At 70.2% G+C, this 25,589-nt stretch carries 18 protein-coding genes; 5 read left to right on the top strand and 13 right to left on the bottom strand.

Annotated elements, in window-relative coordinates; genetic code table 11:
* The first annotated feature begins 341 nt into the window (after window positions 1-341).
* From BLQ77_RS06630 to BLQ77_RS06620, 3 genes are all read left to right on the top strand, one after another.
* Window positions 342-926, top strand: a complete 585-nt coding sequence (locus tag BLQ77_RS06630) for an ImuA family protein (protein WP_089956972.1) — start codon at window positions 342-344, stop codon at window positions 924-926.
* Window positions 841-2,331: a Y-family DNA polymerase gene (locus BLQ77_RS06625; RefSeq protein WP_089956967.1), complete on the top strand. Its 1,491-nt coding sequence runs from the start codon at window positions 841-843 to the stop codon at window positions 2,329-2,331. The genes BLQ77_RS06630 and BLQ77_RS06625 overlap by 86 nt, the downstream gene beginning before the upstream one ends.
* 317 nt (window positions 2,332-2,648) lie before the next feature.
* The gene (locus tag BLQ77_RS06620) at window positions 2,649-5,990 is read left to right on the top strand and encodes an error-prone DNA polymerase (RefSeq protein WP_089956963.1); all 3,342 of its coding nucleotides are present in this window, start codon (window positions 2,649-2,651) and stop codon (window positions 5,988-5,990) included.
* An 843-nt stretch (window positions 5,991-6,833) separates the two neighbouring features.
* On the opposite strand, the gene recN is transcribed toward BLQ77_RS06620, so the two are convergent.
* From recN to ftsW, 12 genes are all read right to left on the bottom strand, one after another.
* Complete coding sequence (gene recN / locus BLQ77_RS06615) at window positions 6,834-8,486, bottom strand: DNA repair protein RecN (RefSeq protein ID WP_089957735.1); 1,653 nt, start codon at window positions 8,484-8,486, stop codon at window positions 6,834-6,836.
* A gap of 33 nt (window positions 8,487-8,519) precedes the next feature.
* Entirely contained in the window at window positions 8,520-9,380 is an 861-nt protein-coding gene (locus BLQ77_RS06610; RefSeq protein WP_008883859.1) for an outer membrane protein assembly factor BamD, read from the bottom strand.
* Between the two features lie 116 nt (window positions 9,381-9,496).
* Window positions 9,497-10,426, bottom strand: a complete 930-nt coding sequence (lpxC, locus tag BLQ77_RS06605; protein ID WP_089956961.1) for a UDP-3-O-acyl-N-acetylglucosamine deacetylase — start codon at window positions 10,424-10,426, stop codon at window positions 9,497-9,499.
* A gap of 255 nt (window positions 10,427-10,681) precedes the next feature.
* Window positions 10,682-12,334, bottom strand: coding sequence for a cell division protein FtsZ (gene ftsZ, locus BLQ77_RS06600; protein ID WP_089956957.1), 1,653 nt, complete (start codon window positions 12,332-12,334; stop codon window positions 10,682-10,684).
* A gap of 613 nt (window positions 12,335-12,947) precedes the next feature.
* Window positions 12,948-14,279 (bottom strand): cell division protein FtsA, encoded by a 1,332-nt coding sequence (ftsA, locus tag BLQ77_RS06595; protein ID WP_008884898.1) that lies wholly within the window; start codon window positions 14,277-14,279, stop codon window positions 12,948-12,950.
* On the bottom strand, window positions 14,276-15,163 hold the full coding sequence (locus tag BLQ77_RS06590; protein ID WP_089956953.1) for a cell division protein FtsQ/DivIB: 888 nt from the start codon (window positions 15,161-15,163) through the stop codon (window positions 14,276-14,278). The genes ftsA and BLQ77_RS06590 overlap by 4 nt, the downstream gene beginning before the upstream one ends.
* Window positions 15,160-16,080: a D-alanine--D-alanine ligase gene (locus BLQ77_RS06585; protein WP_207545818.1), complete on the bottom strand. Its 921-nt coding sequence runs from the start codon at window positions 16,078-16,080 to the stop codon at window positions 15,160-15,162. The genes BLQ77_RS06590 and BLQ77_RS06585 overlap by 4 nt, the downstream gene beginning before the upstream one ends.
* Window positions 16,081-16,281: 201 nt before the next feature.
* Window positions 16,282-17,211 (bottom strand): UDP-N-acetylmuramate dehydrogenase, encoded by a 930-nt coding sequence (gene murB / locus BLQ77_RS06580; RefSeq protein WP_089956946.1) that lies wholly within the window; start codon window positions 17,209-17,211, stop codon window positions 16,282-16,284.
* Between the two features lie 204 nt (window positions 17,212-17,415).
* The gene (locus BLQ77_RS06575; protein WP_089956943.1) at window positions 17,416-17,658 is read right to left on the bottom strand and encodes a DUF2484 family protein; all 243 of its coding nucleotides are present in this window, start codon (window positions 17,656-17,658) and stop codon (window positions 17,416-17,418) included.
* A 46-nt stretch (window positions 17,659-17,704) separates the two neighbouring features.
* A complete protein-coding gene (gene murC, locus BLQ77_RS06570) occupies window positions 17,705-19,102 on the bottom strand; it encodes a UDP-N-acetylmuramate--L-alanine ligase (protein ID WP_040384461.1) in 1,398 nt (465 codons plus the stop codon).
* A 26-nt stretch (window positions 19,103-19,128) separates the two neighbouring features.
* Window positions 19,129-20,271: a UDP-N-acetylglucosamine--N-acetylmuramyl-(pentapeptide) pyrophosphoryl-undecaprenol N-acetylglucosamine transferase gene (locus tag BLQ77_RS06565; RefSeq protein WP_089956939.1), complete on the bottom strand. Its 1,143-nt coding sequence runs from the start codon at window positions 20,269-20,271 to the stop codon at window positions 19,129-19,131.
* Between the two features lie 199 nt (window positions 20,272-20,470).
* Complete coding sequence (ftsW, locus tag BLQ77_RS06560; RefSeq protein ID WP_008884345.1) at window positions 20,471-21,637, bottom strand: putative lipid II flippase FtsW; 1,167 nt, start codon at window positions 21,635-21,637, stop codon at window positions 20,471-20,473.
* A 328-nt stretch (window positions 21,638-21,965) separates the two neighbouring features.
* On the opposite strand from ftsW, the gene BLQ77_RS06555 reads away from it, so the two are divergent.
* Both BLQ77_RS06555 and BLQ77_RS06550 read left to right on the top strand, forming a co-directional pair.
* Window positions 21,966-23,156, top strand: a complete 1,191-nt coding sequence (locus tag BLQ77_RS06555) for a BaiN/RdsA family NAD(P)/FAD-dependent oxidoreductase (RefSeq protein WP_089956936.1) — start codon at window positions 21,966-21,968, stop codon at window positions 23,154-23,156.
* Window positions 23,157-23,211: 55 nt separating this feature from the next.
* Window positions 23,212-23,898 carry a hypothetical protein gene (locus tag BLQ77_RS06550; RefSeq protein ID WP_089956933.1) on the top strand — a complete coding sequence of 229 codons (687 nt, stop codon included), beginning with the start codon at window positions 23,212-23,214 and terminating at the stop codon, window positions 23,896-23,898.
* A gap of 44 nt (window positions 23,899-23,942) precedes the next feature.
* Here the strand turns inward: BLQ77_RS06550 and murD are convergent, their stop codons facing one another.
* Complete coding sequence (gene murD / locus BLQ77_RS06545) at window positions 23,943-25,346, bottom strand: UDP-N-acetylmuramoyl-L-alanine--D-glutamate ligase (RefSeq protein WP_089956928.1); 1,404 nt, start codon at window positions 25,344-25,346, stop codon at window positions 23,943-23,945.
* Window positions 25,347-25,589 lie beyond the last annotated feature (243 nt).

Genomic DNA, 25,589 nt, shown 5'->3' with positions numbered 1-25,589 from the left:
TCTCCACCGGTCCGCGACCGCCACGGCAGGGCCTCTCTCCGGGCGCTCCGGGCAGCCCCCCTCACCGAGGCTTCAGGACCTCTTCCGGCGACCCGCACTCCTGGGCTGCGGGATCTCTGCCGGCCGTCCGCACTCGGGACGCCGGGCCCCGTCCGGCGGTCCCCCCGGCGCTCCAAGGCCCCCTCCGACGGTCCGCACGCCGAACGACGGCAGGCCTTCCGACCGTCCGTCCCCGCCCCCCCTTTCCGACAATCCTCCGCCGGCGCGCCAAAACGCCTCCTGTCGGTCCGCGCGCCGCGCACGCTTCCCTCCCCCCGCCCCGGACATGTATCCTGTCCGTCATGCAGCCGAATCTCCACAGCTTCCCCCTGCGCCCCGGCCGCGTCCACGAGGTCTGCGGTCCCGGCGCCACCAGCTTCGCCGCCATCCTCGCCGCTTGCGGCGCGGGGCCGGTGCTCTGGGTGCGGCAGGACTGGGTGACCGAGGTCCTGAACCCGGTGGGGCTCTCGGCCTTCTTCGACCCGGCGCGGCTGCTGATCGCTCAGGCGCCGTCGCAGACCGATGCGCTGGCGGTCACCGAGGAAGCGCTGCGCGACGGCTCGGTGCCGCTGGTGGTGACCGAGATCACCCGCCCGCTCGACCTGCGCCAGGGCCGCAGGCTGCAGCTCGCCGCCGGCACCGGCGGCAGCACCGGGCTCTGCCTGATCCCCGAGAGCATGGGCAGCAACGCCGCCGAGACCCGCTGGCACGCAAGCCCCCGGCTCGCCCCCGACGGCCCGGACTCGACAGCGCTGCGTTGGGAGCTTATAAAGAACAAAACGGGAACACTTGATGCCTGGGATGTTCGATGGGATGAGACGGCGCATCGTCTGCATGTGGTTTCCCCGGTTGGCGAGCGACCGGGCACTGCGCAGGCGCGCGGTTGAGGGGCCGTTCGCGCTGCCCTTCGCGCTGGTGCAGAAGCAGGCCAGCGCCGACCGGCTGGTCTGCCTGAACGCCGCCGCCGAGACGCTCGGCCTGCACCGCGGCATGGCGCTGGCGGATGCGCGAGTCTATTGCCCCGACCTCGTCACCGCCCCCTCAGATCCACCCGCCGAGGCACGCTTTCTCGAGACCCTGCGCCGCTGGGCCACGCGCTACTGCCCCTGGGTGGGGCGCGACGGCGGGGATGGGCTGGTGCTCGACGTCACCGGCGCCACCCACCTGCACGGCGGCGAGACGGCGATGCTCGACGACATGCGCACCCGCGCCGCCCGGTCCGGGCTGGCGCTGCGGGCCGGGCTCGCCGACACCCGCGGCGCGGCCTGGGCGCTGGCGCATCACGGCGAGGGTATCGCCGCCCCCGGCGACACGCTCACGGCCCTGGGTCCGCTGCCCGTCACCGCCCTGCGCCTGCCCCCCGACACGGTCACCGCGCTGCAAAGGCTCGGGCTACGCCTCGTGGCCGACCTTGCCGCCGCCCCGCGTGCGCCGCTCGCGCGCCGCTTCGGGCGCAGACCGCTGGCCCGTCTCGACCAGGCGCTGGGGCAGATGCCCGACCCGGTCACGCCACAACCCGACCCGCCGCATTACGGCATCCGCCTGAGCCTGCCCGAACCGATCGGCCTCGCGCGCGACGTGATGGCCGGCACGGAGCGGCTGCTCGACCGGCTCTGCGCCCGCCTGCAGGAGGACGAGGCCGGCGCCCGCATCCTGCTGCTGACCCTGCGCCGGGTCGACGGCGACAGCCGGCAGGTCGAGCTGCGGCTGGCGAGCCCGATGCGCGACCCGGCCCGCATCCTGCCGCTCTTCACCCGCGGCATCGAGGCGGTGGACGCGGGCTTCGGCATCGATCAGCTGCGGCTCGAGGCGGCCCGGACCGAGCCCCTTCCCGCACAGCAACTCGGCGGGCCGGTGAACGCCGGCGGCCCGGCGCTCGACGACCTGGTGACGCGTATCGGCACCCGCATCGGGCTCGAGAACGTGCTGCGCTACCTGCCCGCCGACAGCCACATCCCTGAACGCGGCTTCTCGGCCGCCGCCGCCGCCTTCTCCACACCGGAAAGCGGCTGGAGCAGCCCGCGCCCGCGCCCGCTGCGGCTGTTCCCGCCGGAACCCATCGCCGCCAGCGGCCCGCACCCGCCCGCCCGCTTCCGCTGGCGCGCCATGACGCTCGCCACCGCCCGCGCCACCGGCCCCGAACGCATCGCCCCGGAATGGTGGCTCCCGGACGAGAGCTGGCGCCACGGCACCCGCGACTACTGGCGGATCGAAACCGGACAGGGCCGCCGCCTCTGGCTCTTCCACACGCCCGCGGCCCCCGGCTGGTTCGTGCAGGGCGAATTCCCCTGACCCCGCCCCCTCCTCCTACACCCGATCCGGAAACCCCCATCCCCAAACCACCCCGACCACTCCACCACCCACACCCAACAAAGGCCCCACACCCGACCACCCCCGCACCACCGCACCCCTTTCATCTTGCCCAATAAACTCCGGGGGCGTCCGCGCCAGCGGACGGGGCAGCGCCCCCAGCCACGCCAGCCACCCGAACAAAGCCCCGACACCCGACCACCCCGCACCGCCGCCCCCCTTTCATCTTGCCCAATAAACTCCGGGGGAGTCCGCATCAGCGGACGGGGGCAGCGCCCCCCAGCCACGCCAGCCAGACCATGACCCGATCCGCAGATCCTCCAGACCTCCCCACCGGCTATGCCGAGCTCTGCGTCACCTCGAACTTCACCTTCCTGACCGGCGCCTCCCACCCCGAGGAGCTGGTCCTGCGCGCCACCGAGCTCGGCCTCTCGGCCATCGCCATCACCGACCGCAACACGCTTGCGGGCGTCGTGCGCGCGTGGTCGGCGCTGAAGACCCTGCGCGAGGACGCGCAGGAGGCGCTGCGGGTGCGGTCGAGTCACCAGACCGATCCCTGCTCGCGGCAGGAGGTGGGCCAGCCGCAGGACCTCGCCGTCCCGGCCGCGGAACTCCTGCCCCGGCTCATCACCGGCGCCCGGCTGGCGCTCTTGGACGATCCCGTCGAATGGGTCGCCCTGCCCACCGACCGCGCCGCCTACGAGCGGCTGTCGCGCCTGCTCACCCTCGGCAAGCGCCGCGCCGAGAAGGGCCGCTGCGAGCTCACCCTCGCCGATCTCGAGACCCACGCGAAGGGCATGATGCTCATCGCCCTGCCGACCCGCGACCTCGCCCGCGCCGCCCGCCCGCTGCAGCGGCTGCAAAGGCGCTTTCCCGGCAGCGTCTTCCTCGGCGCCACGCCGCGCTACGACGGCTCGGACCAGGCCTGGTTCGACGCCTGCGCGAAGCTCGCGCTGCGCATGAACACCCCCATGGTGGCCGCGGGCGACGTGCTCATGCACCGCGCCGCGCGGCGCCAGCTTGCGGACGTGCTCACCTGCCTGCGCGAGGGCTGCACCATCGACGCCATCGGCACCCGCGCCCAACCCAATGCCGAGCGCCGTCTCAAGGGCGCCCCGGACATGGCGCGGCTCTACCGCCGCCACCCCGCCGCCCTGCGCCGCACGCTCGAGATCGCCGCGCGCTGCGCCTTCGACCTCTCCGAGCTCAGCTACGACTACCCCGACGAGCACGACGGCCACGAAGCGCCGCAACAGCGACTGACCCGGCTCGCCCACGAGGGGCTCGCCCGGCGCTACCCGGGAGGGGTGCCCGACAAGGTGCAGATCCTGATGTCCAAGGAGCTGCGCGTGGTCGGAGAGCTGGGCTTCGCCGCCTATTTCCTCACCGTGCACGACATCGTGGCCTTCGCCCGCGGCCGTGGCATCCTCTGCCAGGGCCGCGGCTCGGCGGCGAACTCGGTGCTGTGCTACCTGCTCGGCATCACCGACGTCTCTCCCGATCTCATCGGCATGGTCTTCGAGCGCTTCATCTCGCGCTACCGCGGCGAGCCGCCCGACATCGACGTGGATTTCGAGCACGAGCGGCGCGAGGAGGTGATCCAGTGGATCTACGAGAAATACGGCCGCCACCGCGCCGGGCTCTGCGCCACGGTGATTCATTTCCGCACCCGCGCCGCGATCCGCGAGGTGGGCAAGGTCATGGGGCTGAGCCAGGACGTGACCGCCGCGCTCTCGGGCCAGATCTGGGGGCAGGCCCATGGCGGTGCCGACCCCGAGCGAATCCGCGAACTGGGGCTCGACCCGCAGGACCGGCGGCTCGCCCAGACCATCGGGCTGATCGGCGAGATCATCGGCTTTCCCCGCCACCTCAGCCAGCACGTGGGCGGCTTCATCATCACCGCGGGCAGGCTGGACGAACTCTGCCCGATCGAAAACGCCGCGATGGAGGGACGCACGGTCATCGAGTGGGACAAGGACGACATCGACGCGCTCGGCATCCTCAAGGTCGACGTGCTCAGCCTCGGGATGCTGACCTGCATCCGCAAGTCCTTCGCCCTCCTGGAAAGCCACGAAGGCATCAGCCACACGCTCGACAGCGTGCCGCAGGAGGATCGCGCCACCTACCGGATGCTGCAGCGGGCGGACGCGGTCGGGGTGTTCCAGGTCGAGAGCCGGGCGCAGATGAACTTCCTGCCTCGGATGCAGCCCAAGACCTTCTACGACCTGGTGATCGAGGTCGCCATCGTGCGCCCCGGCCCGATCCAGGGCGGCATGGTGCAGCCCTACATCCGCCGCCGCCAGCAGCAGGAGAAGCCCGAGCCCTTCGGCCCCGCCCTGCACGAGGTCACCGCCAAGACGCTCGGCGTGCCGCTGTTCCAGGAGCAGGCGATGCAGATCGCCGTGGTCGGCGCCGGCTACACCGCGGAAGAGGCCGACCGGCTGCGCCGCTCGCTTGCCTCCTTCCGCCGCATGGGCACCATCGGCGAGCACCGCGACCGCTTCATCCGCGGCATGCTGCGCAACGGCTACGATCTGGACGCCGCGCAGCGCTGCTTCACCCAGATCGAGGGTTTCGCCGATTACGGCTTCCCCGAGAGCCACGCCGCCGCCTTCGCCATGCTGACCTATGTCTCGTCCTGGCTGAAGTGCCACCACCCGGCGATCTTCGGCTGCGCGCTGCTGAACTCGCAGCCCATGGGGTTCTACGCGCCGGCGCAGATCGTGCGGGACATGCGTGAGCACGGCATCGAGGTGCGGCCGATCTGCGTCAACCACAGCCAGTGGGACAACGTGCTCGAGCGACGCGCCGACGGGCGGCTGGCGCTGCGGCTGGGGTTCCGCCAGATCAAGGGCTTCCGCGAGGAGGACGCGGGCTGGATCGCGGCGGCGCGCGGCAACGGCTACCCCGACCCCGAGAGCCTGTGGCTGCGGGCCGGGCTGCTGCCCTCGGTGCTCGAACGGCTGGCCGAGGCCGATGCCTTCGCCGGCATGGGGCTGACCCGGCGCGACGCGCTCTGGCAGGTCAAGGCGATCCGGGCGCCGGCACCGCTGCCGCTCTTCGCCGATCCGCTCGACGGCGAGGGGCTGCGCGAGCCCGACGTGGTGCTGCCGCCGATGCACCTGGGCGAGGAGGTGGTCGAGGATTACGTCGCCATGCGCCTGTCGCTGCGGGCGCATCCGATGGAGCTGCTGCGCCCGGACATCGACGGCATCGTGCCGCATTCCGAGCTGGTGACCGCACCCCTGGGGCATGTCGCGGTCTGCGGGCTGGTGATCACCCGGCAGCGGCCGGGCACGGCCTCGGGGGTGATCTTCATGACGCTCGAGGACGAGACCGGCGTGTCGAACGTGGTGGTCTGGCCCAAGGTCTACGAGCGCTTCCGCCGACAGGTGCTGGGCGGGCGGCTGCTGCGGGTGAGCGGCTACCTGCAGCGCGAGGGCATCGTGGTGCACCTGATCGCGCAGCGGATCGAGGACCTGTCCTCGCGGCTGGGCGAGCTCGGTCACCCGCTGGACGACGCCATCGGCATCACCAACCCCGCCGCCGACGAGGCCCCCCGCCCGCAACGCCCCGCCCCCAGCGCCCGGCACCCGCGCGAGCAGGCCAAGCGGCTGTTCCCGAGCCGGGATTTCCACTGATGTGGGCGCGTCCTGACAGGCCGCTGGAAAACTCCGGCTCCGAATGGCGAGATCCACAGGTCCCCCACTCAGGCGCAATCTCGTGGAGCCGAACGGTTCCGCTCGCGCCAGAGCACGATCAGCTCAGCGAAATCTGGCGTTCGATGACGCTTATCAGCAGCCTGCCAATCACAGACTTCCGGAAAGCGTGCTGCGCTCTGCCTCTGACGCGCAACGACGCCGAAACTCGTGGCCTCCTGTCGGGGTGGTGGAGGCTGGTCGCGTCGAGAGGCGGCCTGGTCGACGAACACGGCTGTCCAGCACCGTCTTCCAGCGTCCCATAGAGGCCGCGGTCGCGGGGCCGCGCATCGCGTAACCGGTCGCAAAGCCACCCCGCAAACCACCTCCCCGCTGGCACCAAACCTGCGCCCCTGCCCCACCGCCATCGCCGGCCCGCGGGATGGCGATGCGACCTCCGAACCTCTCGATTTATCCCGGCCACATCCGAAGGACCTCGACAGTTCGCGCGGACGTCAACACATCGCCAGCCCGGGGGGCGGGCCGGCGATGGGCGGCGGCCTTCGGCCTTGATTCTGCGCGGGGCAGCGTGCGGGCGTCGGGAGAGATCGTTGCGGCGGTGGTCCCAGGGAGGGCCTCACCGTGGGAGACCCTTCACCCGTATGGCAATGTCACCCGTATGGAGATGGGCGAGTGCCGGCTTGGCAAGACTGGAGTCCGTGTCTCGAAATGCTTCCAGGAGATGGCGACAGACAGCGCGATGGCCCCACAGGCCCGTAACGAGGCCGGAGGCCAGAGGTCCGCACCCAGGCGCACCCCAAGACCCCGCTCACACCCGTGAAAAGATCACCCCGCCAACAGCGCCCTTGCGGCGGCCTTGGCTTCGGGGGTCACGGTGTCCCCGGACAGCATCCGCGCCAGTTCCTCTTCGCGGGCCCCGGGGTCGAGCGGCGTAACGGTCGACAGCGTCGCGTCGTTCTCGACCCGCTTCGACACCCGCCAGTGATGCGCACCGAGCGCGGCGACCTGCGGCGAGTGGGTCACGACGAGCACCTGCCCGCCCGAGGCCAGCGCCTTGAGCCGGCGCCCGACCGCATCGGCGGTGGCGCCGCCCACCCCACGGTCGATCTCGTCGAAGATCATCGTCACCGCGCGGTTGCGCTCTTCGGAGAGGCAGACCTTCAGCGCCAGCAGGAAGCGCGACAGCTCGCCACCCGAGGCGATGCGGTTCAGCGGCCCCGAGGGCGCGCCGGGGTTGGTGGCGACGGTGAAGGCCACGGCGTCGCGGCCCTCGGGGCCCGGCTCGCCCTCGTTCACCTCGGTGCGGAACACCGCGCGCTCCATCTTGAGCGGCGCCAGTTCCGCGGCCATCGCCGCGTCCAGACGCTCGGCCGCGGCCTTGCGGGCGGCACTCGCCGCGGCTGCGGCCGCGTCATAGGCCGCATCCGCCGCCTTCACCGCGCGGGAAAGCTCGGCGATGTCCTCGGCACCACGATCAAGCGCCGCCAGCCGGCCCGAAAGCGTCTGGGCCAGCTCCGCCAGCTCGTCCGGCGCCACGGAGTGCTTCCGCGCAAGCCCACGGATGGCGAAGAGCCGCTCCTCGGTCTCTTCCAGCTCGTGCGGGTTGAACTCCAGCGCGTCGAGGCACTCGGCCACCTCGCGCCCGGCCTCGTCGAGCTCGGCCATGGCGCGGGTCAGCGCCGCGACGGCGCCCTCGAGCCGGCCCTCTGCCTTGTCCGAGGCGCCCTCGAGCCAGCGCAGCGCGTTGGCCATGGCGCCCTCGGCACCGTCATAGCCAAGCGCGTCCGAGGCGCGCGCGATGTCCTCACGAATGCGCTCGGCCGCCTGCATCATGCGGCGCCGGGTGTCGAGATCGGACTCCTCGCCGGGCTCGGGCGCGAGCTTGTCCAGCTCCTCCACCGCGTGACGGAGGAAATCCTCCTCGGCCTTTACCTCGGCCAGCGCCGCCTCGGCGGCGGCGAGCCGCTTGCGGGCCTCGCGGCGCCCGGCCCAGGCCGCGCGGGTGTCGGCCAGAAGGGCATCGAGCCCCGCATAATCGTCGAGGATCAGGCGATGGCCCGAGGGGTTGAGCAGGCCGCGGTCGTCATGCTGGCCGTGCAGCTCGACCAGCGTGTCCGAGAGCCGCCGCAGCACCTCGCCCGAGGCGCGACGGTCGTTGACCCAGCCGGTCTTGCGGCCATCAGCGCTGTTCACCCGTCGCAGGATCAGCTCGTCCGAAACCGGCAGACCGGCCTCTTCCAGCACCGCGCGCGCGGCATGGCCGGCGGAAAGCTCGAACACCGCGGTGACCTCGCCCTGCGCGGCGCCGCTGCGCACCAGTTCGGCGCGGCCGCGCCAGCCCAGCACGAAGCCCAGTGAATCGAGAAGGATCGACTTGCCAGCCCCGGTCTCGCCGGTCAGCACGTTCAGGCCCGGCTGGAAACTGAGGTCCAGCCGGTCGATGATCAGCATGTCGCGTATCTCAAGCGCCCGCAGCATCATGCACCGGGCGGGGTCGCGCCCCGCCGTCCCCTAGAGCCACTGGCCCTTGACCATCTGCCGGTAGACCTGCGCCAGCCAGTTGTCGCCGGACACCTTGAGCTTCAGCTCGAGCCCGCGCCCGGTCAGCAATGCATAGGTGTCGGCGTACCAGACGGTGCCCTGGTAGTTGTAACCGAGGATCGCGCCGGCGGTCTGCGCCTCGTTCACGAGGCCGAGCGACAGATAGGCTTCGACCAGCCGGTGCAGCGCCTCGGGCGTGTGCGTCGTGGTCTGGAAATCCTCGACCACCGAGCGGAAGCGGTTGATCGCGGCACCGTAGTGCTGGCGTCTGAGGTAGTAGCGCCCGATCTCCATCTCCTTCGCCGCGAGGTGGTCGAAGGCGAGGTCGAACTTCAGGATCGAGGACCGCGCGTATTCGCTGTCGGGATAGCGCTCGATCACCGTGCGCAGCGCCTGCAGCGCCTGGAAGGTGAGCCCCTGGTCGCGCCCCACTTCCTCGATCTGGTCATAGTAGCTGAGCGCCAGCAGGTACTGGGCATAGGCGGCATCGTCGTCGGTAGGGTAGAAATCGATGTAGCGCTGCGCCGAGGAGCGGCTGTTCTCGTAATCCTTCTCGAGATGGTAGGCGTAGGCCTGCATGATCAGGGCACGCTTGGACCAGTCCGAGTAGGGATAGAGCCGCTCGACCTCACCGAAGTAATACGCCGCCCGCTCGCCATCCTTGCGGTCGAGTTCGTACTCTCCGCGCTCAAAGATCTGCTCTGCGCTGAAGGTCTCTAGAGGAATGTTCCCCTTGGCGTAGCCATCGCGCTCCTGCGCGGTGCACCCGGCCAGAATAATGGCGGAAAAAGCCAATCCGATCACAAGTTTGCGCGATCTGCCGCCTGCCATGCCCGACACCCTCGTGTTTCTTCGACCGAACCGATGACCGGTCCTTGGGCCAAGGTCCTAGCACAGAAAATTCCGGGGCAAAACGCCTTAACGGCGTTTTGCTGCCGACATCACGTTCAGGCGACGGCGGGGATTTCGTCGCGCTCCACCCCGGCCCCGGGAAGCCGCGCGGAGAGCTCGTCATCGCAGGCCACGAGCCGGTAGGCATCGGGATTCGCGAAGAGTTCGTGCAGGAGCATGTTGGTGATGCCGTGACCGGCCTTGTGCCCCTCGTAATGGCCGATGATCGGCGCGCCGGCAGTGAAGAGATCGCCGAGCGCATCGAGCATCTTGTGGCGCACCGCCTCGTCCGAGTGGCGCAGGCCGCCCGGCGAGAGGACCTTGTCGCCATCGACCACGACGGCGTTCTCGTAGGTGCCGCCGAGCGCGAGGCCGTTGGCCTGCATCGCGTCCACGTCCGCCTGGCGGCAGAAGGTTCGGCTGTCGCAGAGCTCGCGCACGAAGGTGCCGTTGGCGAGGCTCAGGCTCTTGTCCTGGGTGCCGATGGCGGCATCGGCGAAGTCGATGTGGAAGTCCATCGTCAGCCCCTCGTCCGGACGGGCCGGCGACAGGCGGGCCCAGCCCTTGGCGGTGTAGACGGCGACCGGCTCGAGGATCTCGATGGCGTGCACCGGGGCGTGCAGGGCGCGGACGCCGCGCGCCATGATGCCGCGCACGAAGGGGGCGGCGGAGCCGTCGAGGATCGGAACCTCTGGGCCGTCGATCTCGATCAGCGCGTTATGGACGCCGCAGCCCGCGAGCGCCGCCATGACGTGCTCGATGGTCGAGATCGCGACACCTGCCTGATTGACGATACGGGTGCACAGCGGGGTCACCTCGACGGAGTCCCAGCGCGCCGGCACCAGCGCATCGCCCAGAAGAATGTCGGTGCGCTTGAACCAGATCCCGTGCTCGGCCATGGCCGGGCGGATCGTCATGCGGGCCGGCTGGCCCGAATGCAGGCCGACGCCCTGGAAGGTCACTGCGGAGCGGATGGTGGTTTGCACGTTACTTACCTCGATCTCGGAGCCATCATAGCAGTCGGGGCTCCTTCGAGGGTGGAGATATAGACGCCCCCCCGTCATCACAAATCAAGTATTGCAACCACTTGAAACATCGCAGGATGCGCATGCGCGGAACCGTGCGCACCCCCGGGACCCTCAAGCCAAGCCATTGCCATCAAAAAGAAAAACGCCCCCTGTTCCGGGGGCGTTCTGGCTCCGTGGGCTCACGGAATTTATCGGTCTGCGAATGATTTTCGCTCAGTTTGCCTGGCGACGCAGGAAGGCCGGGATCTCGATCCGGTCCTGCTCGTGGGCCTCTTCCTCGTCATGCACGGGCGCCGGCTGGTGCGCCTGCATCGGCGGCTGCTGGCGACGCGGGGCCGGCGCGGCGGCCTGCTCGTGGCCGTGGCCGGTCATGCGGTTGATCAGCGAGTTGATCCCGAAACGCGGCTTGTCGGCTTCGGCCGGACGCTGCGCGGCAGGCTGCTGCGCCGGCTGGACCGCCGGACGGGCCGGGGCGCCGCCGGGCTGCTGGCGGTTGCGCGCGGCTGCGGCGTGCAGGCGGGCCATGGTCTCGGCCGAGGGCTGCCCGGGAGCGGGCGCGCGCGGTGCCACGAAGGCCTCGGGCTGCACGTCAAGCGCATCGGGTTGCGGCTGGAACTGGGCCACCTGCGGGCGGTAGGCCGGCGGCGGCAGGCCGTCGTCCGCGACCGCGGGAAGCTCGTCCTCGTAGGCGGTTTCCATCGGCTGCTCTGCGGCGGCGCGCTCGGCGTCCAGCGTCTCGAACAGCGAGGGCTCCTCGTCCTCGTACTCCGGCTCGGGCGCGCGCGCGGCAACGGCGGGCTTCTGCACCGGCGCGGCGGCGACCGGCGCCTCATCGATGTGCTGCTGCTTCAGCGGCTCGGCGAGCTTGCGGCGCGGCACCGGGACATCCTGGTGCGCGGCGGTGGCGTCGATGCCGGTGGCGACGACGGACACGCGCATCATGCCTTCCATGGTGTCGTCGAGGGTCGAGCCCACGATGATGTTGGCGTCGGCGTCCACTTCCTCGCGGATGCGGTTGGCCGCCTCGTCGAGTTCGAACAGGGTGAGGTCGTGACCGCCGGTGATGTTGATGAGAACACCCTTCGCGCCCTTGAGCGAGATCTCGTCGAGCAGCGGGTTGGCGATGGCCTTCTCGGCGGCCTGGATGGCGCGCTCTTCGCCCTCGGCCTCGCCGGTGCCCATCATCGCCTTGCCCATCTCGTCCATCACGGCGCGAACGTCGGCGAAGTCGAGGTTGATGAGACCCGGACGGACCATCAGGTCGGTCACGCCCTTGACGCCCTGGTAGAGCACGTCGTCGGCCATCGAGAACGCCTCGGTGAAGGTGGTCTTCTCGTTGGCGAGGCGGAACAGGTTCTGGTTCGGGATGATGATGAGGGTGTCGACGACCTTCTGCAGGGTCTCGACGCCTTCCTCGGCCTGGCGCATGCGCTTGGCGCCCTCGAACTGGAACGGCTTGGTGACGACGCCCACGGTCAGCACGCCGAGCTCACGGGCGGCCTGCGCGATGATCGGCGCGGCGCCGGTGCCGGTGCCGCCGCCCATGCCGGCGGTGATGAAGCACATGTGCGCGCCGGCGAGGTGGTCGACGATCTGCTCGATGCTCTCCTCGGCGGCGGCGGCGCCCACGGAGGCACGCGCCCCGGCACCCAGCCCCTCGGTCACCTTCACGCCGAGCTGCACCTTGCTCTGCGACATCGACTGCTGCAGCGCCTGCGCGTCGGTGTTCGCCACGACGAAATCGACGCCTTCGAGCTGCTTGGCGATCATGTTGTTGACGGCGTTGCCGCCGGCACCGCCCACGCCGAAGACCGTGATCCGGGGCTTCAGCTCTTCCTGGCCGGGCATCGAGAGGTTGAGTGTCATGTGCTTGTCCGCCTGTGTCTTAATGACTTGATACACGCCTGTCCTGCGCCTTTGGGGTCAATTCTTACCGAGAACTTAGAGTCCGGTCACGCAAAAAACGCGAATTTGCTACGAAATATGGTGCAATTTGGACGTCTTCGCGCGGGATTTCGCCGAAAGACCCAGATTTTGCGGCCAACGCGGAACCAGACGCAAACGACGATTGAGCAGCGCGCCCGAAGGGCCCGCGCAGTGGGTCTTGCGATCATGTTCTGGGATGTCTGCCCGACGTCCCGCCAGCCCGTCTCTGTGGACGGTTGTGTGGACAAGCTAGCAGAGCCCCACCCTGCCGTCATCCGGAAAATCTTCACAAGATCGCCAGCCAGCCCACTCCGGCGCGCCCCCTGCCCGAGACGCCGCCCTGCCCCCAACAGGGCAACACCGCCCCTTCATCTTGCCAGAAAAACTCCGGGGGGAGTCGCGGCACGCGACGGGGGCAGAGCCCCCTCTTCCCGTGCCAGGCTCACCGCCTCAGGACGCGGGGGCAATCCCGCCAAACGCCCAGCCGAAGACCGGGCCAAAGACCGGGGCCAAATCCCCGACCGGCCATGCTGGACCGCTGCCCCCGATGGCCTCACCAGTTGTCGCGGAACCACTTCACGGCGCGTTTCAGCGACCGGGCCGGGTACTTGTCGACGGGGATCTCGAAATCCCACCACTCGTCCTGCGGATGGGCCGCGAAGAGGCACATGCCGACGGCGCTGGCAAAGCCCGGCCCAGTCGCCGCCTGCGGCAGCCCGTGCACGCGCATCGGGCGCCCCAGCCGCACCTGCGAGCCGAGGATCCGGCTCGCAAGCCCGTCGAGCCCGGGGATCTGGCTCGCCGCCCCCGTGAGCACGATCTGCTGGCTCGGCATGTGGTCGAAACCCGCCGCGTCGAGGCAGGTGCGCACCTCCTCGAGGATTTCCTCCACCCGCGGCCGCATGATGCCGATGAGCTCGGCGCGGCTCACCTGTCGCCGGTCGTGGTGCCAGTCGCCGGTGTCGCCCGAGATCTCGATCATCTCGCGGTCGTCCATCCCGGTGGCGACGACGCCGCCGTAGAAGGTCTTGATCCGCTCGGCCATGGCCATGGGGATCTGCAGCCCCATCGAGATGTCGCTGGTGACGTGGTTACCGCCCATCTGCACCGCGTCGGCATAGATCATGTGCTTCTTCATGAAGATCGAGACGCCGGTGGTGCCGCCGCCCATGTCGATACAGGCCGAGCCCAGCTCCTGCTCGTCCTCGACCAGCGCCGAGATGCCGCTGGCATAGGCCGACGACGCGAGCCCCGCGAGCTCGAGATCGCAGCGCTTCACGCAATGCGCGATGTTCTGGATCGCCTGCGCGTTCACCGTCAGCATGTGCATGTCGGTGGCCAGCGACTGGCCGATCTGGCCGCGCGGATCGTTGAGCCCGGAGCGGTGGTCGAGCGCGAAGTTCACCGGCTGCGCGTGCAGCACCTCGCGGCCCGAGCCGAAATCGGGCACGTCGCAGGCCGACAGCACCCGCGCCACATCCTGTTCCGAGACCATGGTGTTCTCGACCTCGACCTGCCCCGCCAGCCCGTAGCTGCGCGGCTCGGCCCCGGCGAAGGAGACGATGACGTGGTCGACCCGGATGCCGGCCATCTTCTGCGCCGCCTGCACCGCGGTGCGGATCGCCCGCTCGGTCTCGCCCATGGCGGCGATCTCGCCGAAGCGCACCCCGCGCGAGCGGGTCGTGGCGGCGCCGATCACCCGGAAGCCCGACTGCCCGGCCAGCGAGCCCACGCCGTCGTCGCCGATGCGCTCGGTTCCGTCGAAGCGCAGGACGAGGCAGGCAATCTTGGAGCTGCCCACGTCCAGGATCGCGACGACACCCCGCTGCATCGCGGCCTTGCGCATGTTCCGCATCGCGCGCTGGGATTCATAGAGCTCGATCATCGCTTTTTCTCTCCGGTCTCCACGGCCTTGATCTGCCGGTAATCCTCGATCGCTTCACCGTTCAGCCGCAGCGACGGGCGCTGCGACAGCCTCAGGTCCACTGCCGCGATGTCCCGCGCCAGCATGTCCACCGCCTGGTCCATGGCGATGGCCCGTTCCAGCGCGCGCACGGCGCCGGTCTCGGGCAGCATGATCCTCTGACCGCGATCGAGGACCACGTCCCAGCGCCGCTCGCCGATGCGCTCGAGCCCGCGCAGCCTGTCCTTGAGCGGCGCCGCCGCCTGAACCAGCGCCACCGCCTCGGGCACCGCCTGGTCGGCGCCGCGCCCGGCGATCACCGGAAGGTCCGGCCGGTCGCTGCGCGCCTCCGCCGGACGCACCCGCACGCCCTTGCGGTCGAGCAGCTCGAGCTGCCCACCCATGCGCCACAGCACCACCGGCACCCGTTCGGTCACCTCGATCTGCAGCACCCCGCCCTGCCGGATCATCAGCCTGGCCTGCCGGACCGCGTCGAGCCCGTTGATGGTCTCGCGCATCTGGTCAAGGTCGAGGTCGAAGGAGCTGATCGGGAAGTCGAGCGGGATGATCTCGCGAATGTCCTCGGCCACGTCGGGGCTGGCGCCGTCGATGGCCATGAGGTTGACCATGAACTCGGGCCGGGTCTCGATCTGGTTGCGGATCTCGGAGATGGTGTCGGTCACCGCGGTGCGGTGCTGCTCGTAGGAAAAGTACCACCCCGCCGCGCCTGCGACGACCGCGAGCGGCAGCCCGACCCGCAGCGCGAAGCGGAAGAGCGGCGTCAGCATCAGCCGCTCGAGCCGGTACTTCAGCCGCGATGGCGCGGGATCGGGGCGGTGCACCTGCTGTGCCTGCTCCGGGGTCATCTGTTGCACGAGGCGTCCTCCACCATCCAGCGGCAGAGCGCGCCAAAGGAGATGCCGACGCTCTGGCCCTGCTCGGGCGCCAGCGAGGTCGGCGTCATGCCGGGCTGGGTGTTGGTCTCGAGCAGGATCAGCCCGTCGAGCCCACGGCTCTCGTCCCAGCGGAAATCGGTGCGGCTGACGCCCCGGCAGCCGAGCGCCCGGTGGGCGCGCAGTGCGTAGTCGAGACAGGCGTCGAAGATCTCATGCGGTACGGCGGCGGGCAGCACGTGGCGCGAGCCGCCGTCCTTGTACTTGGCGTCGTAATCGTACCAGCCGTCGGTAAGGATGTCGGTCACGGTGAGCGCCCGGTCACCGACCACCGTGGTGGTCAGCTCACGGCCCGGCGCGTAGGTCTCGACCATCAGCGTCTCGGGCATCTCGGGGGACAGGCGCGGCGGCGTGTTGGCGCCGTCCATCACCAGGTAGACGCCCACCGACGAGCCCTCGTTGTAGGGCTTCACCACGTAGGGCGGCGCCATGACGTGAGCCGCCTCGATCTCGTCCTTGCTGGCCAGCACGCTCTCGACCACCGGCAGACCGGCGTCGCGGTAGACCTGCTTGGAGCGTTCCTTGTCCATGGCCAGCGCCGAGGCCAGCACACCGGAATGGGTGTAGGGAATGCCGATCCACTCCAGCAGCCCCTGCACGCACCCGTCCTCGCCCCAGCGCCCGTGCAGGGCGTTGAACACGACGTCCGGCGCAAGCGCCTGAAGCTGCTGCGCCAGATCGGGGCCGGCATCGACCTCGGTGACCTGGAAACCTTCTGCCCTCAAAGCGGCGGCACATTCCCGCCCGGAACTAAGTGAGACCTCGCGTTCAGCCGAAGGTCCGCCCAGCAATACCGCCACTTTCGGGTTTGCCCTGCTCGACATACCCAAAACCGCCTCGAAATAGCGGGGCTTTGCGCCCCTTGTTCTGCCTGTCGGGGTCGTTGCCCCTGCCCGGGCGCCGGAGAATCCCGGCGCGTCCGTCCCGTCTGTTGTCCGGCCTGCCTGTGGCCGAAAGGGTGATCAGCGCCCCGAGTCGCACCCGCCGGAACGCGGGCCTTTCAGGGCCTTCCGCAATACACGCCTGGCGCGTTACGGCAGCGCGGGTTCACCCACCCGCATGATTTCCCAATGTAGCTCTATTCCACTGTGTTGGAAAACCTTTTTTCGCACGTCCTCGCCCAGACCCTCGAGATCGGCCGCCGTCGCCTCCCCGGTGTTCACGAGAAAATTCGAATGCTTGGGCGACATCTGCGCCCCGCCCAGCGTCGCGCCGCGCAGCCCCGCCTCGTCGATCACCTTCCAGGCCTTCAGCTCATGGCTGTCATCCTCGCGCCCGGTCGAGCTGAAGCCCGCCGGGTTGCGGAAGGTCGAGCCCGCGGTGCGGTCCTTGGTCGGCTGGGTCTCGTCCCGGCGGGCAAGCTGGGCGCTCATGCGCGCCTCGAGCTCCGCGGCGTCGCCCGCAGGCCCCTCGAAGACCGCCTCGACGATCACCCAACCCTCTGGCAGCTCGCTCTGCCGGTAGGCGAGTCGCAGCTCCCCGGGCGACAGCGTCTCGAGCCGGCCGTCGCGGGTCACCACCCGCACCTCGACCAGCCGGTCGGCAACATAGGTGCCGTAGCAGCCCGCGTTCATCCGCACAGCGCCGCCGATGCTGCCCGGGATGGTGCGCAGGAAGGTGAGATCCACCCCCGCCGCCGCCGCGCGCTTCGCCACATGGGCATCGAGCGCCGCCGCCCCGGCGGTCACCCGCGTCCCCTCGACGGAAATACCGTTGAAGCCGCGCCCCAGCCGAATCACCACGGCGCGGATGCCGCCATCGCGCACGATGAGATTCGAGCCCACGCCCATCGGGAACACCGCCCGCCCGGGCGGCAGCGCGGCAAGGAACGCCTGCAGGTCCGCAAGATCCGCCGGCTGGAAGAACAGGTCCGCCGGCCCGCCGACGCGCAGCCAGGTCAGATCGGACAAGGCGCGGTCCGGCACCAGCCGCCCGCGCACCTCGGGGAGTGTGTCGCTCATGTCCAGCCTTCTGCCCTCTCGCCACCGCGGCGTAAACCCCCGCCGACCGGACCCCGCCGCGTCACGGCACGCCCGGGCGGCGCGGCACGCCCCAACTTCATCTTGCCAGATAAACTCCGGGGGAGTCCGCGGCACGCGGACGGGGGCAGCGCCCCCGCTTGCGCCCTCATCGCCACGCCGGCGACCGGTCCGGAAAGCCCCGCCTCACACCCCGCGCCCAAACTGCGCGCGAAGCCCGCGCACCGGCCAGCGCAGCACGCTCATGCCCGCGAACAGCACGATCAGCCCGACCCACGGGCCGTCCTCCAGGACCACCCAGCCGAGAATCGGCAGCCCGCAGGCGATCGGCCCCCAGGCGCGGCGCCAGTGGTCGTCCTTCGCGGGCAGCATCGCCGGAAGGTTTGCCACCACGGTCCGGAGGCCGGCGGCAAAGAGCGAGGCCGTCACCGGCCCGCCCTCCCCCGCCGCGCAGGGCACCGACCCATGGCCGGTCTCAGCCCTGAAGCCGCGCCGGCAGGTTGTTGGCCCAGGCCGAGATGGTGCCCGCGCCAAGGCAGACCACCATGTCGCCCGGCCGCGCCTGCTCGCGCACCAGCCGCTCGAGATCGTCCTCGTTCAGGATCGCGCGGGCGTGGCGGTGGCCGTGGCGGATCAGCCCGGCGACGAGATCATCGCGGGTCGCGCCCTCGATCGGCGCCTCGCCCGCGGCGTAGACCTCGGCGATGGCGACCACGTCGGCCTCGTTGAAGCAGGCGCAGAAATCGTCGAACAGCGAGTGCAGCCGCGAATAGCGGTGCGGCTGGTGCACCGCGATGACGCGGCCCTCGGTGGCCTGCCGCGCGGCCTTGAGCACCGCCGCGATCTCCACCGGGTGGTGGCCGTAATCGTCGATGATGGTGACCCCGTTCACCTCGCCCACGCGGGTGAAGCGCCGGTTCACGCCACCGAAGGCCGCCAGCGCCAGGCGGATCTCCTCGCGCTTCATGCCGAGATGCCGCGCCACGGCCACGGCGGCCAGCGCGTTCGAGACGTTGTGATCGCCCGGCATCGGCAGGGTGCAGCCCTCGATCTTCATGTCCTCGGCCTGCAGCAGGATGTCGAAATGGGCGATGCCCTTCTCGTAGCGCAGGTTCACCGCCCGCACGTCCGCCTGCGCGTTGAAGCCGTAGGTGGTCACCCGGCGGTCGGTCACCCGGCCCACCAGCGCCTGCACCTCGGCATGGTCGGTGCAGCACACCGCGAGGCCGTAGAAGGGGATGTTCGACACGAACTGGTAGAACCCGTCGCGCAGGTTCTCGATCGAGCCCCAGTGCTCCATGTGCTCGGGATCGATGTTGGTGACGATGGCGATGGTCGCGGGCAGGCGGTTGAAGGTGCCGTCGCTCTCATCGGCCTCGACCACCATCCACTCGCCGAGCCCCACGCGGGCGTTCGAGCCGTAGGCGTGGATGATGCCGCCGTTGATGACCGTCGGATCGAGCTGCCCCGCATCCAGAAGCGTTGCCACCATGGTGGTGGTCGTGGTCTTGCCGTGGGTGCCGGCGACGGCGACGTTGGACTTGAGCCGCATCAGCTCGGCCAGCATCTCGGCCCGGCGCACCACCGGCAGGCCGCGGCGCCGCGCCTCGTCGAGCTCGGGATTGCCCGGCTTGATCGCGGACGAGATCACCACCACCTCGGCGTTCTCGAGGTTCTCCGCCCGCTGGCCCTCGAAGACCAGCGCGCCGAGGCCTTCGAGCCGCTCGGTGATCTTCGACGCCTTCAGGTCCGAGCCCTGCACAGTGTAGCCGTGGTTGAGCAGCACTTCGGCGATGCCCGACATGCCGATGCCGCCGATGCCGACGAAGTGGATCGGGCCGACATCACCGGGAAGTTTGGTTGCGGCGTTCATCATGCCCCCTGCGACTTTCTCGTGTTTCATCCCTGCCCGTCCTCTGCTGCCTGTTGTTGTTGGTCTTCTTCCATGCCCGCCAGCCGCTCGACCAGCCACGCGAGGTGCTCGGCCGCGTCGGGCTTGGCCACCGACAGCGCCCCCCGCGACATCTGCAGCGCACCGTCGGGGTTGGCGAGCACCGCAAGGATCGCCTCGGAGAGGCTCTCGACGGTGAGCTTGCTCTCGGGGATGCGGATGGCCGCGCCCGCGTCCACCAGCCCCTGCGCGTTCACCGTCTGGTGGTCCCCCGCCGCCACCGCGTAGGGGATCAGGATAGACGGACGCCCGATCACCGAGATATCCGCGACCGACGACGCCCCCGAGCGCGAGATCACCAGCTGCGCCTCGGACATACGTGCGGGGATGTCGTGGAAGAACGGCTGCACCTCCGCGTCGATCCCATGCTCATAGTAGTACTTGGTGACGCGTTCGCCATCCTCGTCGCGCGCCTGCTGCGAGATCCGGAGGTTGCGCAGGATGTCCATGGGCATGCGCTCGATGGCGGGCGGCACCACGTCCGAGAGGATGCGCGCGCCCTGGCTGCCGCCGATCACGAGGATCGACATCGGGTAATCGCCGGGCACGATGTAGCCCGCGCCCGCCCGCTCCTGCACCGCCATGCGCACCGGATTGCCGGTGTGCACGCCCTCGACACCTTCGGGCAGCGTGGTGGGCCAGGTGCCGCAGGCGAAGAGATCGACCTTCCTGGCGAAGATCTCGTTGACCTTGCCGGGCACGCCGTTCTGTTCGTGGATCATGCGCGGCAGCTTCATCAGCGTCGCGGCCCCGAGCGCCGGGATCGACGGGTAGCCGCCGAAGCCCACCACCACGTCGGGCCGGTCCCTGCGGAAGCGCCGCATGGTCGAGAGCACGCCCGAGGCCACGCGGAACGGCACCCCGAGCTTGGCCAGCGCACCGCCACGGGCGAAGGTGGCCGAGTTCACCTGCTCGATCTCGGTACTGTGCGGGAAGCCGCCGGTGTAGCGGGCGCCGCGCGCGTCTGTCGAGAGCTTCACCCGCCAGCCGCGCCGCAGCATGATTTCCGCCAGCGCCTGCGCCGGGAACATGTGCCCGCCGGTGCCGCCGGCGGCGATGACAAGAAGGGGGCGCCGAAACCGTTCTGCCATACCCCGTAATCTCCCTTCCTGCCCTGTCCGGACCGTTCCGGCCCGGTTCTGTCGCTGCGCTTCCCGCCCGACCAAGCGGTCGCGGCGATGCGCGGTGTTCTGCCTCTTCCGGCGGCAGCGGCGCCTGCCGCCCCGCCGGATCGGGGCTCCTTATCGCAGCCGCCCCGGGGCGTGAACCCTGATGGGACGGCGGCGGCCGTCAGCGCGACCGTGCGCGCAGGATTTCGCCGATCTCGCCCTGCGGGCGCGAGCGGGTGAAGGCCAGCAGCATGCCGACGGCGATGCCGCCCGCGATCAGCGACGAGCCGCCGTAGCTCACGAAGGGCAGCGTCATGCCCTTGGCCGGCAGCAGCCGCACCGCCACGCCCATGTTGATCATCGCCTGCACGCCGAACATGGCGGCAAGGCCGGTGCCGGCGAGGCGGATGAAGGGATCGCGCTCGCGGATCAGCCGCAGGAACGAGCGCACGACCACAACCGTGTAGAGCGCGATGATCAGCAGCACGAGGACCAGCCCGTATTCCTCGGCCGCGACCGCGATGATGAAATCGGTATGGGCGTCGGGCAGCGACCATTTCACCGTGCCCTCGCCGACGCCGACGCCGAAGAAGCCGCCCTCCTGGATGGCGTTGGTGGCATAGCCGAGCTGGGTGCGCGGGTCCACGTCCGGGGTCAGGAAGCCGTCGATGCGGCGGGCGAAGTGCTCGGAGCCGTTGTAGGCGACCATGCCGCCCAGCACCACGAGCCCGGCCAGCGCCACGAGCAGCAGCATCGGCGCACCGGCCACGAACCACATCACGCCCCAGCCGAAGAGCACGAGGCAGGCCTGCCCGAAGTCCGGCTGCAGCGCCAGCATCAGCACGATGCTCACCGTCAGGCCGAAGGACCAGAGCTTGCCCGGGGGCCCCCCGATCTCCTGGCTCGCGGCCATCATCCAGGCCGCCACGATGACGAACATGGGCTTGAGGAATTCCGACGGCTGCAGCGAGGCGAAGCCCAGCGAGTACCAGCGTACCGCGCCCTTGCCGAAGTCCGTGCCGAGGAAGGGCAGCCCCATCAGCGAGATGAAGGAGACGAGGAAGCCGATCACCGCCAGCCGCCGCACCACCGTGGGCGAGAGCATGGAGGTGATGAACATGGCGGTGAGCGCCAACCCGCCGAAGAAGGCCTGCCGCTGCACGTAGTGGAAATGCGCGAAGCCGTTGCGCTCGGCCAGCGGCGGCGATGCGGCGAGCCCGAGCAGGATGCCGATGCCGAACAGCATCAGGATGCAGGACAACGCCCACCTGTCGACCGTCCGCCACCATTTGGGCAGGACGGGTTCTCCGTCGCGCACGGAAACCGTGCCGTAAACCATTTCCGTCATGGGATCACCGCTCGTGTGGGCCGCATCGCGACCGCTTTGCCTGTGGATGCCCGGATTTTCCGGGTCGTTGCCGCAACGGTAGCAAAGCGCAGGGGCTTTGGGAAGGCTGCCGTGCGCCCTGTCCCGGCCGCAGAGGGGGCGCTGCCCCCGTCTCCTCACGGAGACTCCCCCGGGATATTTTGGGCCATTGGAAACCCGGGCGCGGCGCCCTGTCTTCCAATGGCATCAAATATCCCCGCCGGAGGCATGCCGAACGACAGGGCCCGGGCGCGGGGATCGGGCAAAGGCGGGACTTGCGTCGCGCGCCGCTTCGTGGTCCTGAGCGGGAATGCAGGTCGAGACGCTGATCCTCGGAGCCGGTGCCGCCGGCATGATGTGTGCCGCCCATACAGGCCCCGGCACGCTGGTGGTGGACCATGCCCGCGCGCCGGGCGAGAAGATCCGGATCTCGGGCGGCGGCCGCTGCAACTTCACCAACCTCGGCGTCGAGCCCGGCTGTTTCCTGTCCGGCAACCCGCATTTCGCCAAGTCGGCGCTGGCGCGCTACACCCAATGGGACTTTCTCGACCTCGTCGGGCGCCACGGCATCGCCTGGCACGAGAAGACGCTGGGCCAGCTGTTCTGCGACGGCAAGGCCACGCAGATCGTCGCCATGCTGATGCGCGAGATGGAGGCGGCGGGGGCCGAGCTCTGGCTCGGCACGTCCCTCACCGAGCTGAGCCACGACGGCGAGCGGTTCGTGGCGCGGCTGACGCGAGAGGGGGCCCCGCGCGAGGTCTCGGCGCGCAACCTCGTGCTGGCCACCGGCGGCAAGTCGATCCCCAAGATGGGCGCGACCGGCCTCGCCTACGACATCGCCACACAGTTCGGGCTGGCCATCGTGCCGACGCGCGCGGGCCTCGTGCCCTTCACCTTCCCGGAGGGGCGCTTCGCCGCGCTCTCGGGCCTGTCGCTGCCGGTGCGCGCCAGCGCGGACGGCGCCAGCTTCGACGAAGCCATGCTCTTCACCCACCGCGGGCTCTCGGGCCCCGCCATGCTGCAGGTCTCGAGCTACTGGCGCGAGGGCGAGCCGATCCTGGTCGACCTCTCGCCCGCGCGGGATCTCGCCGAGGCGCTGCGCGACGCCCGGGCCACGGCAGGGCGCCGCGCGCTGTCGACCGTGCTCGGCCAGTGGCTGCCGTCGAAGCTCCTCACCCATCTCGGCGAGACGTTCGGGCTTTCGGGCAACCTCGCGGACCTGCCCGACCGGCGCCTTCTGGCGCTCGCTGATGCGCTGCACGGCTGGGAGCTGCGGCCCCAGGGCACCGAGGGCTGGCGCACCGCCGAGGTCACGCTCGGCGGCATCGACACCGCGGAGCTCTCGTCCAAGACCTTCGAGGCCAGGGCCCTGCCCGGGCTCTTCGCCATCGGCGAGGCGGTGGACGTGACGGGCTGGCTCGGCGGCTACAACTTCCAGTGGGCGTGGTCTTCGGGTGTCGCGTGCGGGCGGGCGATCGCCGCCCGGCGCGGCGGGACTTGAATTCGCAACCGAGTCGTTACACCTTCGTCATCCAGGCGTCACGGAGACGAAACAGATGGCCTTTGCCGACAGCCCCACGCTGCATCCCGCCAACTGGGTGCGGGACATCCGCGCGCAGGTGCCGCGGAAGGCGCTGCGCGATCTGTGGAACCAGTTGCGCTACGGCGCCGACGCCCCGCGCTCGGATGAGTGCATCTACCTCGATCCCTGCGACATCACCGATTCCTACGACCGCCGCCTGACCGGCCGCGCGCTGCGGCGCAACCACAGCGGCATGGTGCTGGGCGGCGACTGGGACACCCACCGCTCGCGCTTTGACGAGACCATCAAGTCGGTGAGCGCCCGGATGCACTACGTGGACGGCCTGCCCTGGGAGGAGACGCCGCTCTTCGACCGCATGCTGCGCGAGGTCGCCGAGGGCAAGCGGCCGGACGGCTGCAACAGCCGCGAGGACGTCGAGCACCGCTACGAGGCGCTCGACCGCATCTTCGAGGAAACCGCGCGGCGCGGGCGCCTGCTGACGCAGGCCGAACTGCCGGATTACTTCCGCCGCGAGCACGGCGGGATCCTCGTGCACATCGACCGCGACGGCCGCCCCCTGCGCGCCAGCGGCGGCATGCACCGGCTCGCCATCGCGCAGATCCTGAAGCTGCCCGAGATCCCGGCCCAGCTTGGCGTCGTGCATGCCGATGCGCTGCGCAAGGGTCTGCTGCCCCCGCTGCGGCAACAGCGCCGGGGCTGAGCGCCCCGCGCCCGGCTTTCCGATGTCCGCACGGGCAGAGGGCCTCAGCCCCCCAGCCCGGCGCGCACCTTCGCGGCAAAATCGTCGCCGCGCTGCTCGAAATTGTCGTACTGGTCGAAGCTCGCCGCCGCTGGCGCCAGAAGCACCACCTCGCCCGGCTGCGCCTCGGCGATGGCGCGGGTCACCGCGGTCTCCATGTCGGTGCAGACCTCGGCCTCGACGCCCGGCAGGCCAAGCGCGAAGCCCGCCGCCTCGCGGCCGATGACATAGGCCTTCACCACGTTCGGGAAGCCTGGCGCGAGCCCTCCGAGCCCGCCCTCCTTCATCAGGCCACCACAGATCCAGCGGACCTTCGGGAAGGCCTGCAAGGCCTTCAGCGCCGCGTCCACGTTGGTGGCCTTGCTGTCGTTGACATAGGCCACGCCGCCCGCCTCGGCGACGATCTGGCTGCGGTGCGGCAGCCCCTCGAAGGACATAAACGCCGCCTCGACCACCCGTGGCGCCACCCCGAGCGCCCGGGCCGCGGCATAGGCGGCACAGGCGTTCTGGTGGTTGTGCGCACCCGGCAGCCCGCGCACCTGGCGCAGGTCGATGGAAGCCACCTGCCGCCCCTTGCGCCACTCGGTGAGGAAGCCCTTACGGGCGAAGACATCCCAGCCCGGCCCGGAGAGCTTGGTGCCGGAGGAGACCCGGATCACCCGGTCATCCGCCGCGCCCTCGGACATCTGGTTTGCGAGGTAGCGCCCCTCTGCCTCGTCCACGCCGATCACGCAGCGGTCCGGCCCGCCCTCGGAGAACAGGCGTCGCTTGGCGGCGAAGTAGCCGCCCATGCCGCCGTGGCGGTCGAGGTGGTCGGGCGAGAGATTGGTGAACACCGCCACGTCCGGGGTCAGGGCGCGGGCGAGATCGGTCTGGTAGCTCGAGAGCTCCAGAACCACCACGCCGCCATCGCCCGGAGGGTCGATGTCCAGCACGCCACGCCCGATGTTGCCGGCAAGCTGGCTGTCGCGCCCCGAGCTGGTCAGGATGTGATGGATCAGCGCCGAGGTGGTGGACTTGCCGTTGGAGCCGGTCACGGCGACCACCCGCGGCGGGGTGTCGAACATGTCCCACTCCCCCTGCCCCAGCGAGCGGAAGAAGAGACCGATGTCGTTGTCGACCGGAACGCCCGCGTCCCAGGCGGCGGCCACGACGGCGTTGGGCGCCGGGTAGAGATGCGGGATCCCGGGCGAGACCACGAGCCGGTCGACGCCGTCGAAGCCCCCCGCCCGCGCCAGCTCGCGCAGCTCGAAGCCCTCGGCCGCGGCCGCCTCGCGCGCGGCGGGGTTGTCGTCCCAGCACAGCGCCACCGCCCCACCCTCGCGCAGCGCCCGCGCAGCCGAGAGGCCCGAGCGTCCGAGCCCCAGCACCGCAACCACCCGTCCTTCGAAACCCTGAACCGGAATCATGCGCAGTCTCCTGATCTTGCGCCCAAAGGGCTAGCGCAGCCCGCCCGTGGATGCCAGAGCGCGTCCGAACGCGACCTGGACATGAGACAACCGCCGGAGGGGGCGCTGCCCCCGCCCTTCGGGCCCCCCGGAGTTTATCGGGCAAGATGAAGGAGCGGCGCCGCGCCCATGCTTCATCTTGCCCGACAAACTCCCGCCGGAGGCAGCCTGCCCGCTCCACCGGCGCAACGCCTGATCATGGGG

Origin of the sequence: Salipiger thiooxidans, assembly GCF_900102075.1 — a bacterium.
Taxonomy (GTDB): Bacteria; Pseudomonadota; Alphaproteobacteria; order Rhodobacterales; family Rhodobacteraceae; genus Salipiger; species Salipiger thiooxidans.
Note: the sequence above shows the minus strand (reverse complement) of the source record. Positions and strands in the feature narration are given on the sequence as shown.